Consider the following 16,580-nt stretch of genomic DNA (forward strand, 5'->3'; position numbering starts at 1 on the left):
TTTGCTATACGTTTTGCCAGAAGGCCGATAACCGCGACCAGGTCAGAGAGTCCGTTGAAGGCAACAGTAATTGCGCCCCGGTTAAGCCCGCGCCGATCCCCACCGAGCGCATACCGCTGGCGTTAATGGCGTCAATGCCCGCCTGCGCATCTTCAATGCCGATACATGCCTGCGGCGGCACGCCCAGCCCGGCACAGGCGGCGAGAAAGATTTCCGGGTCCGGTTTCGAGTTTTTAAGTTGGGAAGCATCCGCGCAGAAGGTGAAAAACTCGCGCAGCTCCAGCGCCGCTAAAATCGTCGGCGCATTCAGGGAGACAGAAGCCAGCCCAACCGGGATCTGCTGTGCACGGAGATCTGCCAGCAAAGAGCGAATGCCGGGTAGAACAGCGCTGACCGTCAACTCGCGCAGTGAGTGGACATAGAGCAGATTTTTGCGATACGCCAGTTGCGCCCTCTCCTGCGAGTTAAAGTCGCCCTCTTTGCCCCCGTGTTGCAGAATGCGCCGCAGAGACTCATCGCGGCTGATCCCTTTTAGGGATTCGTTAAACTGCGCATCAATGCTGATGCCAATTTCAGCGGCAATCTGCTGCCACGCCTGGAAATGCAGATGCGCGGTATCGGTGATTACACCATCCAGATCGAAAATTACCCCTTGCAGTTTCATTCATCCTCCTGATGTGTGGTAGCGGTCCCATTGAAGGGCAAAATAAAATCACCCAAACAGAAAACAGATTCTTCAGCCACGGATATAAGCTGACCGTTCAAACGCAGTGAAACGGGCGCAGAAGTTCGAATCGCAATACGCTGCGCGTCAAGAGTGACCTGTAATTCGCAGCCCTGCCAGAACAGAGGGAAAGACAACTGTTGCCACTGCTCAGGTAACGCCGGATTGAGATGCAATTCACCGTCACGCACGCTCACCCCGGCAAAACCCTGAATCGCCCCCAGCCAGATAGCGCCAGTTGCGGCAGCATGGATACCATCATCACAACTATGCGGATCAGCACCAAGATCGATTTCAGTCCCCTCGCGCCAGAACTGATAACTTTGGGTCAGCAGGCCACAGCGTGCGGCAACAATGCCGTGGATTGCTTTACTTAATGACGAGTCGTGAATAGTGCGCGGTTCATAAAATTGCAGATTGGCAAGACACGATGCCACTGAGAACTGCTCCGGCAGCATGTAATTGAGCATCACCACATCAGCTTGTTTGAGGATTTGCATCTCGTTCACTTCTGCGCGTGAATAATCCAGCAGAATGGTTTGCTTCCCCGCCGCCGCTTTGTATTTCGCCAGATTAATCGCCGGCTTAGCCATAAACGAATCATCCTGCGGCAAAACGCCGTCGGGCTGAATTTCTGGCAGCCGCAGTTCTTTAAGGAACATTTCGGCGCGATGGATAAACGCATCGTCGCTACAGCCAAACTGGCGGGCAATACTCAGCGCCTGCTGGACGTTGTAATACGCCATATAGCTGGTGAAGGCGTTATTATTGACATGTTCGGTATATTCGTCAGGCCCAATAACATCATGAATTTCCAGACGGTCGTTAACCCTCACCGCGCGGCTAATCCAGAACTTTGCAGTTTCCAGAAGTAGCGCCATGCCTTCATGCGCAATGAAACTTTCATCCCCCGTGGTCTGCCAGTATTGAATAACCGCCCAGGCGATATCGGCCACCAGATGATGTTCCGCCTGCGCCGAGGCCACTTTTTGCCGCAGCCCGGTGCGAATGTTAATGGCGGCAAATTCCGGCGTCTCTTCTTCGCCGCTGCGCGCGCTTTCCCACGGAAATAGCGCGCCCTGCCAGCCGTTGCGTCGCGCTTTCTCCTGCGCGCCTGGCAAGTTGTGCCAGCGATAACGCAGTAAACTTCGGGCAACCGTCGGATCGCTAAACAGATGAAACGGTAACAAAAATACTTCTGTATCCCAGAAAACGTGGCCTTTGTAGCCTTCGCCGGTTAAGCCTTTTGCCGCAATGCTGCTGCGCTCGTCGTGGGCAGGCGTCATGATGCGCAGATGATAAAGCGCATAATCTAACGCTTGCTGATCGTGCGCTTCGCCGCCATTTACCGTGATACGACGTTTCTGCCACCATTGACGCCAGTTTTCTGTTGATACTGCAAGAAGTTGGTCGTAACTCTGCTGCGCGCACATTTCAAGCTGGCGAAGCGACGCGCTGCCCCACTCGTCTAAAACGGCTTGCCTGTCATCCCGCCAGTCGATCCACACCAGTTTTTGCAACGTCACTGTCTCGCCTGCATGAAGCTGCGCACTGGTATGTTGCTGCAAACGGCGCTCTTTGGCGGTATAGCATTGCTGCACATCACCGCTCACCATACAGCAACAGCTGATGGCCACATCACTGCGTCCATCCTGGGTGGTGTAGATCCCCTGCATCAGATGCTGACCAAACACCCGCACCTGGGTTTCGTCGAGATGTTGGCGACCGTGGTTGGTTTGCGTGGCGCCGATACCTGTTGAAATCAGCACTGACGCGTCGGCGTCCAGTGGCGTAATAGTGATTTCCAGCACAATGAGCGGCAGTTGGTCTGCCGAAACAAAGCGACGGCTGGCGATGGTGTAACCTGTGCCGTTGCTGGTACGCCAGACAACGCTACGGCGTAATTCTCCACTGGCAAAGTCAAGTTCACGCTGCCAGGCTTCGCGGGATAACGAGAAAACCTCACCATTTATGGCAATCTCCATCCCCAAGATATCAGGCAGGTTCACCAGTTCGTTGATTTCACCTTTTCCCGCCCGATGATACAGCCCCGCCAGATACATCCCTCGCGTCTGGCGCGTGTAATCTTCTTCATGGCTGGCGCGAAGCCCAAGATAGCCGTTCCCCTGCGCCATCAGCGATGCATACTTGTTCAGGGTATGCTGGCTGAAATGGGGTTCTGATAACGTTACTGGCCTGGTCATAATTCCACACGCGTCCCTGTTTCTGCGGATTGATACAACGCCGCCACCAGTTGCTGGATGATGTACCCCTGCTCGGCGTCGGCTATCATCACGGGCTTGCCCTGTACGTGATTGATAAAGGCTTCCATGCTGCGCAAATGGCGGTTGTCGTCTGCCAGTTCCCGTTGCATCAGCGTCATTAATTCACCGTTGTTATCGGTGTAGATATGTGCTGGAAACAGCGTCGCACCGGCTTTATCACCACAAAAGCTGACGTTCATAATCGACTGTTCGCGGATGTTGAGTGCAAATGACGTTTCCAGCCACAGAATGCCGCCGTTATGAAATTCAATGGTGCCAAATAACGAATCTTCGACGCTGTAAGTTGCCGGATCCCACTCGCCAAATTGACCGCAGCTCTTTTGCGTGCCGATCTTTTGAAAGCTATGCGCATTCACGCTTTTCACCGCCGGAAAGCCCAGCACATACATCGCCGCATCCAGCATATGAATGCCGATGTCGATAAGCGGGCCACCACCCTGCAGTTCTTTATTGGTAAAGACACCCCAGCCGGGAACGCCGCAGCGACGCAGGGCGCGGGCGGTGGTAACGTAAATCTCTCCCAAAACGCCGTTGGTCACCTGTTCACGCAGCTGTTGCGTATCGAGCGCAAAACGGTGGTGAAAGTCGTAGGCCAGCACCTTGCCCAGTTTGCGCGCGGTATCGCACATTTCCCGCGCCTGTTCTGGCGTCATGGCGGGCGGTTTTTCGCACATCACATGGCAGCCCGCTTCCAGTGCCATCAGGGTATGTTCGTAATGAAAACGGTTAGGTGAGCAGACGCTAACCACATCAGGTTTCACCGCCAGCAGCATGGCCTGCGGATCGTCCCACACGGATGCATTACCGTATTTATCTGCCAGCGCCTGCGCCTGGGAAAGGCGGCTGTCACAGACAGCCACCAGTTCCAGATCGTTGCGGGTGCAGTAGTACGAAGCATGAACCTTATCCGCCACCTGGCCTGCGCCTATTATCGCGACCCGCAGCGGAGAGCTTGTCATTGCACTTTTCACAAAGACCTCTTAGCAGGTACGCAACCAGGCCAACGAATCACGGTACGCCTGGGCAGGATCTTCCGCCCGGATACGCCCTTCGTACACTACATAGCCCTGATAGTTATCCGCGCGCAGCTGTTCAAACAGCGCGTGGAAATCCAGGGTGCCGCTGCCCGGCTGGTAGCGATGGTTATCCGCAATATGCACATGACCGAGCAGGTCGCGGTTGTCATGCAGCGCCTGCGCCAGGTTATCTTCTTCGATATTCATGTGATAGAAATCGCCGATAATCTGTACATGTTTAAGATCGTTTTCGACGATGTAACGGCGGGCATCGGCGAGGGTGTTGATCATATGATCCTGATAGCGGTTTAACGGTTCGAGATACACCACGGTTCCGGTACGCGCGGCGACCTGTTCCAGTACGTGCAGGGAATCACTCACCATTTTGCGGTCGCCGTCCAGGCTACGCGGCGAGGTCATCGGCGGTAAGCGGAAGGTAAACATGCCCCACGCTGCCGGAACGACGATACCTTTACCCCCCACTTCTGCCAGCGCTTCGAGAATGCGTTCGATCTGCTTTAAGCCATTAAGACGACGCTCTTCGATAAAGTCGCCAATCCAACCGTCATAGCCACCGCAGGCGGTGGTCACCGGTAAACCGGTTTCTTTGATTGCTGCTTTGACTTCTTCGAGATTGTTGACCAGCAGTTTGCCGTCAATCTCAAAACCATCGAAGCCCATCTCTTTGATATAACGAAATTTCTCCAGAATGTTTTCCGGAAAGAATGCCTGATTCTGTGTGCCTATTTTCATTTTTTCATTCCTTTGAATTAAAACGTAACGCCCATTTTGATGCTCTGTTCCGGATGCTGATCGACATACTGCATGTAGCTTTCCGGGCTATTGGCAAAGGTCACTACCGGGTCGATTAAATCTTCGCAATTGAGATAACCGTTCATCAGCAGTTCCCAGCAGGTTTCTTCAATACGCTTACGGCTCCAGCGCGGATAATCCGGGTTCGGTTCGCTGCACGCGCGGGAGAAAACAATTTTGGCGTTATTGAAATGCGCTTCGCGTCCGAGGTTAAAACCTTCAGCAAATGGTTTGGCAAACGCGACATAAGAGATGGTGCCGCCATAAGCAAGGCCACGCAGCGCCGATTGCAGCGCGTCGGCGTAACCGCTGGTTTCGATAATCACATCGGCACCCTGCTTGCCGGTCAGCGTTTTGATCTCTTTTCCTACGTCAGTGCCAATGGGGTTAAGGCAGAAATCCGCGCCGTGGCGACGGGCAATATCACAGCGATGGGCGATAGGATCGACGCCAATCACCACCGACGCGCCAGCGCGTTTCGCCAGTTGAATGGCAATTTGACCAATCGCGCCAAGCCCTACCACCACAACAAAATCACCCACGCGCACGTTGGCATCGCGCACGCCGCTCATGGCAAACTGCGCCGGGTCGTAACAAACGGCGTTTTTCCACGAGCTGCCTTGCGGCATTTTGCGCAGCTTGTAGTTATTCACCGCGTTAATGATGACCGTCTCGGAGAGCGGGCCGTAGCCGCATACGCTGTCGCCCACCGCGTAGTCGGTAACGTCGCTGCCGCACTCGATAATGTCGCCAACCACCATGTTGCCAAGCTGGAATTTGCCAAACTCAATGCCGCGCGGCGCATCTGCCGGACGCGGAGTGAACATCTGCCATTCGCCGTTAAAGTCTTCATCGATAAACGGGCTGGCGGCGCGGAAGTCGACCACTTCCGTTCCGTGTTTCGGTGCGCCGAAACGCACGCGGATTTTCACTTCATTGGCTAAAATCGCCCGATCTTCATACTCAACCAGCGCAGCAACACGCGGTGCTGTGGCTACTAACTTTTTCATTTAAAACTCCTTGTAAAGAAACTGGCCGCTTTAGCCCTTCACGCCACCGGCGGTCAAACCACTCTTAATAAAACGTTCCGAAAGCGCATACATAATCACCACCGGCAATGCGGTCACCAGTGAGGCCGCCATCATCCGTCCCCAGATGTAATCTGGCGTACTGAACAGCGCGTTCAGGCCCACCGGTAAGGTGAAATTGCTGGCGCTGGAGAGGAAGATCGACGCAAACAGATAGTCGTTCCACGCCACCATAAAGCAGTAGACGAACACGGATATCAGCCCGGACATCGCCAACGGCACGGTGATGCGGAAGATAATTTGCAGACGGTTGAGGCCATCCATCATCGCCGCTTCTTCGATCTCATCGGGGATGGTGTCGAAGTAGCTTTTCAGCATAAACACGGCGGTGGGCAGAGTTTGCGTCACCATGGTGATGATCAGCGCCATCTCAGTGTCGTAAATGCCCAGCGCGGTGATGATTTTGAACAGCGGCACCACCAGCAAAATGCCAGAGAACATATACACCGTGTAAAAGTTGGCGTTGATGGTCATCCGACCTTTAAAGCGCAGGCGGGAAAGCGCGTAAGCCCCAAGAATGCCGAGGAATACCGCCACCACGGATGAAACCACAGACACCACCAGACTGTTACGGAAGTAGTCGACAAACGGGAAAATCATCGGGTTAAAAATGTCGACGTAATGCTCCAGCGTCCACTGCTGCGGCAGCAGCGTAGGATGCAGTGAGATCGCCTCTTTCGCGCCCTTGAACGAGGTCATCAGCATCACAAAAAATGGAAACAGCGTGATGATGAGAAACAGCGCCAGCCCGCAGTAAAAACCGATGCGACTGAGTGTGCGTTTATTTGTTGCCATTGAGGTTCACCCGTTTCCTGGTCAGCAGAATGACAGCGAAAATAATGATGAAGAGCACCACCGAGATCGCCGCCGCTTTTCCTAAATCATTAAAGGCAAAGGCGGTTTTGTAGAGATATACACCGAGAATATCGACCTTGGTCGTCAGCAAATAAACATCCGCGAACATGTAGAACATCCAGATGGTGCGCAGGGTCACCACCGTCGCCAGGACCGGCATAATCGCGGGCAGCGTGACGATACGAAACCGTTGCCAGGCATTAGCGCCATCCATCTCTGCCGCTTCGTACAGCGATTTGTCGATGGTCTGCAAAATCGCCAGAAACGAGATAAAGGCATACGGGAAGTAGCGCCAGATGGCGAACAGCACCACCAGCACAAAGCTACTGCCCGGATTATCGAACCACAGCGGTGCCTGCTCATAGAGATGCAGAAGATCGACGCCGAGGTAGTTCACAATGCCGTAGCCGTTGTTGAACATGTATTTCCAGGCAAACACCAGCGAAATGGACGGCGTTACGTAGGAGAGGATCACCAGCGAACGCGCGGTTTTGCGCAGGCGGAACTCGCGGTTGAAAAACATCGCCACTGCCAGCCCGAGCACGGTGCTGCCCGCCACCACCAGCGCGGTATACCAGACCGTCATCCACAGCGAGTGCCAGAAGCCGGGATCGGAGAGGATACGCACATAGTTACTCACCCCAACAAAGGTTGACTCGATGTTGGGATTGAGCGGCAGACGTAAAAAACTGATTTCGATATTCGACACCATTGGCCAGGCCACCAGACCACCCAGCAGTAATAAGCTGGGCGCGAGAAGCAGCAGCGCAAAGGGCATATCGGAACGACCTGAAAAAAGCCTGTTCATTGCGGATTCCTGTCCTGGGTTTAGTGCTGTTCGATCAGTTCATCCAGCTTTTTCTGGCTCGCTTGCAGCGTGCCAGGGAGATCGGCTTTACCCACGGTGACGTTATGCACCATGGAGCTCACCACGCCAGAACCCGTCACATCACCCATGCGGGTAAAGTTTTTATCCCCTACTGCACCAAAGACCTGAATATTTGGCAGTTCACCGATTAGCTGATTCGGTAGTTCACCCAGCGCCTTAATAACGTCGTTGTCTTTCCAGGTGGCGGTAGTGACAACCGCTTTATTCACCGGCAGCGCAGCACCTGGCGACATCATCACCCAGTCGGCAATGTTGTCTGCCTGCTCCATAAAGGTGACAAATTTTTCAGCTGCTTCCGTCTCTTCGGTCTTTTGCCCGGCGGTAATGGTCAGCGAGGTCAACATGCCGTAGACCGCAGAGTTTTTCTCGGTTGGCACCACGAAACCGACGTTTTTCGGGTCGCCTTCTTTAATCACAGCCGGAAGGATATAGGTGGAGTAAATCGCCATCGGCGCGGTGCCGTTCATAAAGGCGTCTTTCACTTCCATGATGTCGTTAGAACCCGGCATAGTGTTGGCAGCAAGGTCGCGGTAATAGGTCAGTGCCTGCATCATCTCTGGTGTATCAAGGGTGATTTTGCCTTCGGCGTTAAAGACGTTAGCCTGGTTGGATAACGCAAACTGGGAGAAGGATTGTTCCGTCAACACGCTTTCTGCTGTAGGCAGCGCAATGCCGTATTTTTTATTCGCCGGGTCATTCAGTTTCTGTGCAACGTCCAGCAGCTGTTGCCAGTTTTTCGGCTCCTCAAGCCCCGCTTTTGCCAGCACATCTTTGCGATACCAGATACCGCCAATCCAGGCGCTGACAGGAACACCGGTCCATGCGCTACCATCTTCGGTACGCACAATACGCAGTACGCCATCGTAAAACGCGCCTTCACCAACGTTGCTGATGACTGTGGCAACCGCTTTGCGATCGATAAGCTGCTCTTTGTCCATCACTTTGGCGTAGTCATGGCTGGTTTCGATCACTTCCGGCAGCGAACCGCTACGTGAAAGAGTAATGACTTTAGTGTTATAGGCATCTTCTTCCACGGGCACTTGCTTAACGGTGATGCCAGGGTTTTCTTTTTCAAAACGGGCAATCAATTTACTGATAACGGCCTGGCGCTCCTGCTCCACCGAAGAATGCATAAATTCGATGGATACATTCGTTTTATTTTCTTCTTTACAGCCTGAAATCAGGGCGCAGGAAACCAGTGCTGATAACAGCACGATTTTTGATTTAATCATGAGATGTTCCTTTTTATTTAATCCACATAACCTGCCAGGGGCGCAGCGTTATTTCATTACCCAATATATCAACTTCACTAATCAGATCCCGACCATGCAGATTAGTAATATTTACATGCTGAATATTTTTACTGACATTAAACAATCCAGTCAGACAATTACCATCAGCGTTACTTCTTTGAATACGCATTACGGATGAATTAATCGTATCGATGGTAAAATTATTATCCGGATGAAACTCGTTATGGCTGCGACGAAGTGTAATTAAACGCGACAACTCATGATATACCGCATGCCTTAATGTAGCTTCATCGTTCAGTTCTCGGGTTATCTCTTTACTGTGATATTTTTTACGGTTAATCGCACGGTTATATCCGAGTTTTTCGACACCTGCGTAATCATTACGCGAGCCAAGAATACTTTGAATATATATCGCTGGCACACCGGGGAAACTTAACAAAATCGCATGGGCGAGAATAAACCTGGCGCAACGTTCTTCATCGCTACTCTCACGGCGGCTTAACGCATCCATATAGGTCACATTTATTTCATACGGACTGCGTGTACCGTCGGGATTATTTTTCCAGTTTACTAATGCACCTTCCTGCTGTAACGCCTCGACCAGCTCTAATATTTCGCTTTCAGGCAACAAGCCCCGTAGCGGGTTTAGCCCGATGCCATCGTGAGAGGCGAGGAAGTTAAACCAGGTGGTGTTGCTGGAAGGTAGTGTCAGGTTTTGCGCCCACGCACAAAGCGCCTCAACGTTCTGTTTTTGCACCGCATGCAGCACCAGTGGCGGCAGCGAGAACTGGTACACCATATGTGCTTCGTCATCGCCTGCGCCAAAGTAAGCAATGTTGTCTTTATGCGGAACATTGGTCTCGGTAATGATCACTGTACCTGGCGCAACGTTATCAATAATCGACCGTAACAGTTTGATAATCAGATGTGTTTTTTCCAGATGGATGCAGCTTTTTCCCGGCTCTTTCCACATAAAGCCAACGGCATCCAGGCGGACATACTCAGCACCTTTCGCAAGGTAACAGAGTAAAACATCCACCATCGCCAGCAACACTTCAGGGCTACGGTAATTCAGGTCAATTTGATCGTCACTAAAGGTGGTCCATAAATGGCGCGTTGAATGATCGCGCATCTGGAATGGCGTTAATAACGGTAACGCACGCGGGCGAGTGACGGCGCTGAGATCGGTTTGCGGGTCAACGGCAATAAAAAAATCTTCAAAACCTGGATGCTGTTGTAAATAGTTTTTAAACCATTCACTTTTTGCCGACATATGGTTGCAGACAAAATCAAACATTAAATGACTGCATTCACCGAGTTGCTGAATATCCTGCCACTCCCCCGCTTCACTGGCGACCTGATGATAATCAATTACCGAAAAGCCATCATCAGATGACCATGGATAAAACGGCAACAAATGAACATGTGAAAAAATGCTTTGCAGCCATTGATGGTAAAACATGATTAAATGTGGGTAATGGTTTTAAATCATTGCTGTGAAATTGATCGGCATAGGTAATTAACACGACATCACTTTCATCCCAGTGTTTTTTACGTCGCTGTGTAATTAATCGTTTCGCACTCTCAAGACGCGTTACAAGTTTCTGTAAATGAGTTGCGGTAAATGTTCCACCGTAGATTTCGTCCAGGTAATCCGTAATTTTCTGTTTCATGTTGCCTTTCCGTGGTAGCGGTCCCATGAAACGAGAGACTACTCCGCAGAAAATAAACTGTCAATTGAGCACAAGGGTTTTAGTCACGCAGAAAATCATTTTTTACCAGGGAAAAAGCGTATTTGTGAGCTGACGCAAATAATCTATGGGGATGTAAATAAGGTGTGACAGAAAAAAAAACGGCGCATAAGCGCCGCTCATGGTGAATTCTTTTAACCTTTGACCTTCGGCATTGCGATGTCTTTCAGGCCACCGGCGTTCTCAACGTGGGTATATCCCATCTCGCTAAGGATCTCTTTTGCTTGCCCTGACTGGCGTCCGGCATTGCAATACACTTTCACGGTGTCGTTTTTATCCGGAACGGCGGTGGCAATGCGCTCTTTCACTTCCTTCAGGGGAATATTGATGGCCCCCTGAACGTGCTCTTGCTGATACTGCTCTGGAACACGAACATCGATCCAGTGTTCAGCGGCGAAAACGGGCAGTGAAAACACCAGTGCCAGAGCAAGTAAGCCTTTTTTAAACATGTAAGCGTCCTTCTATGGATGAAAATTGCCATCCATTATACGCCTGAGATTTAACAATTTTTGCGAAACTCCCCTCACCTTTTATAACGCTGTGCCAGTTTATTAGCAGCCCGACTTAACAGCGGTTCCAGCGCCACAGCCAGCAACATTTTCAGCGGTCGGCGAGCAACTGATTTTATCGCCCAGCCCGCCACACCCGCCGGGCCATAGCGCAGTGCGGTAAGAAGTACCAGCTTGCCTGCTAATTTGAAACCAGGCTTTACCTTTTGCCCGGCCTGTTGCCAGCGAGTATTCATAACTTTCCTCACAGTTGACGGAAACGGCTACGTAACGTGAAAGTATCGGAAGTGACATAACGTTCCATCTCGCGTAAACGCGTTTCACTTGCCGCCAGTTCACGGTCGACTTCATCCAGCAATTCGCTGCTGGAAGGTAGCTGCTCACCAAAGGCCATGTTGTCCGGCATTGGATCAAGCGCAAATGACAAAATGATGTAAGCAACCAGGGTAAACAGCGCCAGACCGAAGAAAATCGACAGCACCACCAGGATACGCACCAGTTTTACCGGTACATCAAAATAGTTGGCAATCCCGGCGCAGACGCCGCGGACCATGCCCTGCTGTGGAATACGCCATAATTTTTTATTGAGATTAATGCCCGCCATTAGCGATCCCTCCAGTTCGGATGTTCTGCATCAAGAATAGATTCCAGCGCCTGAATACGTTCGCGCATCCGTTTTGCTTCATCAGCCAGTTGCGCTAATCGCTGCTGCTCACTTTGCGACAATTCACTGCGACCAGAACGATTGCTGTAATGCAGCCATAACCAGATCGGTAAAACAAACAGCACAAAAATGGTTAACGGAATAGCCAGAAATAGCGCGCCCATAAGTACTCCTTAGACGATGAGCGGCGGCGCGTTCGGACGCCGCCTGGATGTTATTATTGATTGTCTTGCTTCATTTTGGCTTTTAATTGTGCCAGTTGTTCGCTGATTGCATCATCGGCTTTCAGTTCGGCAAACTGATCGTCCAGCGATTTTTGTTTACCGAAGCTGTGGCTTTCTGCTTCCGCTTCCATCTGGTCAATACGACGTTCGAAAGATTCGAAACGAGCCATTGCTTCATCCAGTTTGCCACTGTCCAGCTGACGACGCACATCGCGCGACGAGTTTGCCGCCTGATGACGTAACATCAATGCCTGCTGGCGAGCGCGTGTTTCGCTCAATTTGTTTTCCAGCTCGCCAATCTCTTTCTTCATGCGTGCCAGCGTATCGTCCACCAGCGTCACTTCATGTTCCAGGGACTTAATCAGATCGGTCAGTTTCTGTTTTTCAATTAACGCTGCACGTGCCAGATCCTCTCTCTCTTTCAGCAGCGCCAGTTCGGCTTTTTCCTGCCATTCAACTTCACGCGCCGACGCTTGTTCAATACGGCGAGTCAGCTGTTTCTTTTCTGCCAACGCGCGCGCCGAAGTAGAACGTACTTCAACCAGTGTATCTTCCATCTCCTGGATCATCAGACGAACCAGTTTCTGTGGATCTTCCGCTTTCTCTAACAGAGCGTTGATGTTGGCATTCACGATGTCGGCAAAGCGAGAAAAAATACCCATAATGTTGTCCTCTTGATTTCTGCGTTCAGGATTGTCCTGCTGAACTGTTAATACAATTTGCGTGCCAATTTTTTATCTTTTTGATTTATAAAGATCTGATTGAAGAATCAACAGCAACATGCCAGGATGAGTTAGCGAATTACACTAACAAGTGGCGAATTTCATCATGGCAGAATACAAAGATAATTTACTTGGTGAGGCGAACAGCTTTCTCGAAGTGCTGGAACAGGTTTCGCATCTCGCACCGCTGGACAAACCGGTGCTCATCATCGGCGAACGCGGCACCGGTAAAGAGCTGATTGCCAGCCGCCTGCATTATCTCTCCTCCCGTTGGCAAGGGCCGTTTATTTCCCTTAACTGCGCGGCGTTAAATGAAAATCTGCTGGATTCCGAACTGTTTGGTCACGAAGCGGGGGCGTTTACCGGTGCGCAAAAACGTCATCCAGGGAGATTTGAACGTGCCGACGGCGGTACGCTATTTCTTGATGAACTCGCTACGGCACCGATGATGGTGCAGGAGAAATTATTGCGCGTGATTGAGTACGGTGAACTGGAGCGCGTTGGCGGCAGCCAGCCATTGCAGGTGAATGTGCGGTTGGTATGCGCGACGAATGCCGATCTCCCGGCGATGGTCAATGAAGGCACTTTTCGCGCTGACCTGCTCGACCGACTGGCTTTTGATGTTGTACAACTGCCACCACTGCGCGAGCGCGAAAGCGACATAATGTTGATGGCAGAACACTTTGCCATCCAGATGTGTCGGGAAATCAAGCTGCCTCTGTTCCCGGGGTTTACGGAGCGCGCCAGAGAAACATTGCTGAATTATCGTTGGCCGGGAAATATTCGTGAATTGAAAAACGTGGTGGAACGTTCAGTGTATCGCCACGGCACCAGCGATTATCCGCTTGATGACATCATTATTGATCCCTTTAAACGGCGTCCGCCTGAAGACGCTATCGCCGTTTCAGAAACCACCTCGCTTCCAACACTGCCGCTGGATTTACGTGAGTTTCAGATGCAGCAGGAAAAAGAGTTGCTGCAACTCAGTTTGCAACAAGGGAAATATAACCAGAAGCGCGCGGCTGAATTACTGGGGTTAACTTATCATCAGTTCCGCGCGTTGTTGAAAAAGCACCAGATTTAGCGAAGTTGAGCAATACAACTTGCCGGATGCGGCGTGAATGCTTTATTCGGCATACATAATCAATACGTCGTTTGCAGGCCTGATAAGCGCAGCGCATCAGACATTATTGCGTTGGGCTATTAATCGCTCAGCGCATCCTGCAAAATTTTCATTGCCGCATCGAATTGCGCATCCGGGATGGTCAGCGGATACAGGAAGCGAATCACGTTGCCGTATGCGCCACAGGTCAGCAGGAGCAGCCCCTGCGCCAGCGCGCGTTGCTGGATTTTCTGTGCAATCGCCGCTGACGGCTCGCCCGTTTGCGGATCGTTAAACTCTACCGCAATCATCGACCCCAGGCCGCGTACCGCAGCAATGGCCGGAACGCTTTCTTTGGCATCAATCAACGTGTTTTTAAGACGCTGGCCCAGTTGATTCGCGCGTTCGCAGAGTGATTCTTTGTCGATAATATTGAGCACCGCGTGCGCGGCAGCCACCGCCAGCGGGTTACCGGCGTAGGTGCCGCCAAGCCCGCCCGGCGCGGGTGCGTCCATAATATTCGCGTTACCGACCACGCCCGAAAGCGGCATCCCGCCCGCGAGGCTTTTCGCCATCGTCATTAAATCCGGCTTATCGGCGTAATGATCCATGGCAAACAGCTTACCGGTACGCGCAAAGCCGCTTTGCACTTCATCAGCAATCATCACAATACCGTGCTCGTCGCACAGGCGGCGAATAGCGGCAACCAGCTCTTTTGGCGCAACGTTGAAACCGCCCTCGCCCTGCACCGGTTCGAAAATAATCGCCGCCACCTGCTTCGCTTCGATGTCTGATTTAAACAAGCGTTCGATGGCGTCGAGGGAGTCCTGTGTTGAAATGCCGTGTAAATCTGACGGATAAGGTACGTGATACACCGAACCAGGGAACGGGCCGAAGCCGATTTTGTACGGCGCAACTTTTCCGGTCAGCGCCATGGTCATATACGTACGACCGTGAAAGCCGCCGCTAAACGCAATCACGCCAGGGCGTCCGGTATGGGCGCGAGCAATTTTCACCGCGTTTTCCACCGCTTCCGCACCGGTGGTGAAGAACGCGGTTTTGGCCTGCCCGCTCACCGGGGCAAGGGCGTTGATTTTCTCCGCCAGGGTGACGTAGCTTTCATACGGCACAATCTGATACGCGGTGTGGGTAAACTGTTGCAGTTGCTGCTCCACCGCCGCGACCAGATCAGGGTGGCGATGTCCGGTATTCAGCACCGCAATGCCTGCGGCGAAATCGATGTACTCGTTGCCCTCAACATCCTTCAGCGTGGCGTTTTCAGCCGACTGGGCGAAGAAGTTACACATCACGCCAACCCCGCGCGGGGTGGCAGAAAGACGACGCTGATGGAATTCATTGTTGCTCATGTTTCACACCTTTTGACTCTTCACGGTTAATCGGAAATTAAACGCCCAGACGATCGCGCAGGCTGTAATACGCCGCGCCCATCGCGGTAAACGGCACACGCAGCGTGCGCCCGCCGGGGAACGGGTAATGCGGCAGATTGGCGAAGGCATCGAAACGTTCGGCGTCGCCGCGCAGCAGTTCGGCAATCAAACGTCCGGCTAGATGAGTACAGGTCACGCCGTGGCCGCTGTAGCCCTGCATGTAATAGATGTTGGTATCGAGGCGACCAAACTGCGGCATACGCGACAGGGTCAGCAGGAAGTTGCCCGTCCAGCGGTAATCAATTTTCACGCCCTTCAGCTGCGGGAAGGTTTTCAGCAGTTTCGGCACCACAAGGCGCTCAACGTCATCCGGGGCGCGCGCGCCGTAGACCACGCCGCCGCCGTACAGCAGGCGGTTGTCGGCGGTAAGACGGTAGTAATCAAGCAGATAGTTACAGTCTTCCACACAGTAGTTTTTCGGGATCAGCGAACGGGCTAAATCTTCCGACAGCCGTTCGGTGGTGATCACCTGCGTGCCGCACGGCATGCTGCGTTTCGCCAGTTCCGGCTCTACTTTATCGCCCAGATACGCATTCCCGGCGACAATCACATACTTCGCCGTCACCTGACCTTTGGCAGTTCGCACAACGGCTGGCGTGGTGTGCTGGATCTGCGTCACGGCAGAAAGTTCATACACGCGCCCGCCGTTGAGGCGGATGGCGTCCGCTTCGCCAATGGCGAGGTTTAGCGGATGAATATGCCCACCGCTGTGATCCAGCAGCGCACCAGTGTAGCGATCGCTGGCGACCTCGCGGCGAATAGCGTTGGCGTCCAGCAGCTCCAGCTGTTTATTGCCGTAGCGTTCCCAGTTCTCTTTCTGCTCTTCGAGTGTGGCGAGTTGTTTATCATTCATCGCCACAAACAGACCGCCGGGACGATAGTCGCAGTCAATCTGATAACGTTTGATACGTTCGCGGATGATCTCGCCACCCTCGAACATCATGCTGCCGAGCATACGGGCGGTGTCCATGCCGTAGTTTTTTTCGATCACGTCGATGTCGCGGCTGTAGGAGTTCACAAGCTGCCCGCCATTGCGTCCGCTTGCGCCGAAGCCGATGCGTGAGGCTTCAAGAACCACCACGTCAAAGCCCGCTTCCGCCAGATGCAGCGCGGAAGAGAGCCCGGTATAGCCGCCGCCGACCACGCAAACGTCGCAGGAAATCGACTCATTCAGCGTGTCGAATGGCGCGTATTTATTCGCACTGGCGGCGTAGTAACTGCTGGTATGTTCGGTCAT

General features: G+C 52.4%; 16 protein-coding genes and 1 pseudogene. 1 reads left to right on the forward strand and 16 read right to left on the reverse strand.

The genetic code is table 11. The features are described 5' to 3' along the window. Positions 1–4: 4 nt before the first annotated feature. From pgmB to pspA, 14 genes and pseudogenes are all read right to left on the reverse strand, one after another. On the reverse strand, positions 5–664 hold the full coding sequence (gene pgmB / locus QZF50_RS04265) for a beta-phosphoglucomutase (protein ID WP_000775799.1): 660 nt from the start codon (positions 662–664) through the stop codon (positions 5–7). Continuing rightward, a complete protein-coding gene (gene ycjT, locus QZF50_RS04270) occupies positions 661–2,928 on the reverse strand; it encodes a kojibiose phosphorylase (RefSeq protein ID WP_061892266.1) in 2,268 nt (755 codons plus the stop codon). The genes pgmB and ycjT overlap by 4 nt, the downstream gene beginning before the upstream one ends. Further along, on the reverse strand, positions 2,925–3,980 hold the full coding sequence (locus QZF50_RS04275; RefSeq protein ID WP_001299974.1) for a Gfo/Idh/MocA family oxidoreductase: 1,056 nt from the start codon (positions 3,978–3,980) through the stop codon (positions 2,925–2,927). The genes ycjT and QZF50_RS04275 overlap by 4 nt, the downstream gene beginning before the upstream one ends. A gap of 9 nt (positions 3,981–3,989) precedes the next feature. Continuing rightward, positions 3,990–4,778: a sugar phosphate isomerase/epimerase gene (locus QZF50_RS04280; RefSeq protein WP_000690238.1), complete on the reverse strand. Its 789-nt coding sequence runs from the start codon at positions 4,776–4,778 to the stop codon at positions 3,990–3,992. Between the two features lie 17 nt (positions 4,779–4,795). Next, entirely contained in the window at positions 4,796–5,848 is a 1,053-nt protein-coding gene (locus QZF50_RS04285) for a zinc-binding alcohol dehydrogenase (RefSeq protein WP_000737347.1), read from the reverse strand. A 30-nt stretch (positions 5,849–5,878) separates the two neighbouring features. Continuing rightward, positions 5,879–6,721, reverse strand: coding sequence for a carbohydrate ABC transporter permease (locus QZF50_RS04290; RefSeq protein ID WP_061892265.1), 843 nt, complete (start codon positions 6,719–6,721; stop codon positions 5,879–5,881). Next, complete coding sequence (locus tag QZF50_RS04295; RefSeq protein ID WP_001080790.1) at positions 6,708–7,589, reverse strand: sugar ABC transporter permease; 882 nt, start codon at positions 7,587–7,589, stop codon at positions 6,708–6,710. The genes QZF50_RS04290 and QZF50_RS04295 overlap by 14 nt, the downstream gene beginning before the upstream one ends. Before the next feature lie 20 nt (positions 7,590–7,609). Continuing rightward, positions 7,610–8,902 (reverse strand): ABC transporter substrate-binding protein, encoded by a 1,293-nt coding sequence (locus tag QZF50_RS04300; protein WP_000597458.1) that lies wholly within the window; start codon positions 8,900–8,902, stop codon positions 7,610–7,612. Positions 8,903–8,915: 13 nt separating this feature from the next. Then, positions 8,916–10,596 (reverse strand): annotated as a pseudogene (gene ycjM, locus QZF50_RS04305) (glucosylglycerate phosphorylase). A gap of 212 nt (positions 10,597–10,808) precedes the next feature. Beyond that, the gene (pspE, locus tag QZF50_RS04310; RefSeq protein ID WP_000473109.1) at positions 10,809–11,123 is read right to left on the reverse strand and encodes a thiosulfate sulfurtransferase PspE; all 315 of its coding nucleotides are present in this window, start codon (positions 11,121–11,123) and stop codon (positions 10,809–10,811) included. 74 nt (positions 11,124–11,197) lie between these two features. Then, positions 11,198–11,419 (reverse strand): phage shock protein PspD, encoded by a 222-nt coding sequence (gene pspD, locus QZF50_RS04315; protein WP_001295585.1) that lies wholly within the window; start codon positions 11,417–11,419, stop codon positions 11,198–11,200. A gap of 8 nt (positions 11,420–11,427) precedes the next feature. Then, a complete protein-coding gene (gene pspC / locus QZF50_RS04320) occupies positions 11,428–11,787 on the reverse strand; it encodes an envelope stress response membrane protein PspC (RefSeq protein WP_000907387.1) in 360 nt (119 codons plus the stop codon). Next, positions 11,787–12,011 (reverse strand): envelope stress response membrane protein PspB, encoded by a 225-nt coding sequence (pspB, locus tag QZF50_RS04325; protein WP_000501046.1) that lies wholly within the window; start codon positions 12,009–12,011, stop codon positions 11,787–11,789. Before pspB ends, pspC begins: the two co-directional genes overlap by 1 nt. Before the next feature lie 53 nt (positions 12,012–12,064). Then, on the reverse strand, positions 12,065–12,733 hold the full coding sequence (gene pspA, locus QZF50_RS04330) for a phage shock protein PspA (RefSeq protein ID WP_000511025.1): 669 nt from the start codon (positions 12,731–12,733) through the stop codon (positions 12,065–12,067). A gap of 166 nt (positions 12,734–12,899) precedes the next feature. Between pspA and pspF the strand changes: the two genes are divergently transcribed. Then, positions 12,900–13,877, forward strand: a complete 978-nt coding sequence (pspF, locus tag QZF50_RS04335) for a phage shock protein operon transcriptional activator (protein ID WP_000852835.1) — start codon at positions 12,900–12,902, stop codon at positions 13,875–13,877. Positions 13,878–13,996: 119 nt separating this feature from the next. Here pspF and puuE read toward each other — a convergent pair whose 3' ends face one another. Beyond that, a complete protein-coding gene (puuE, locus tag QZF50_RS04340; RefSeq protein ID WP_000069229.1) occupies positions 13,997–15,262 on the reverse strand; it encodes a 4-aminobutyrate transaminase in 1,266 nt (421 codons plus the stop codon). A 37-nt stretch (positions 15,263–15,299) separates the two neighbouring features. Continuing rightward, positions 15,300–16,580, reverse strand: a complete 1,281-nt coding sequence (gene puuB / locus QZF50_RS04345; RefSeq protein ID WP_001748318.1) for a gamma-glutamylputrescine oxidase — start codon at positions 16,578–16,580, stop codon at positions 15,300–15,302.

Origin of the sequence: uncultured Escherichia sp. (genome assembly GCF_948475835.1) — a bacterium.
GTDB lineage: Bacteria > Pseudomonadota > Gammaproteobacteria > Enterobacterales > Enterobacteriaceae > ECMA0423.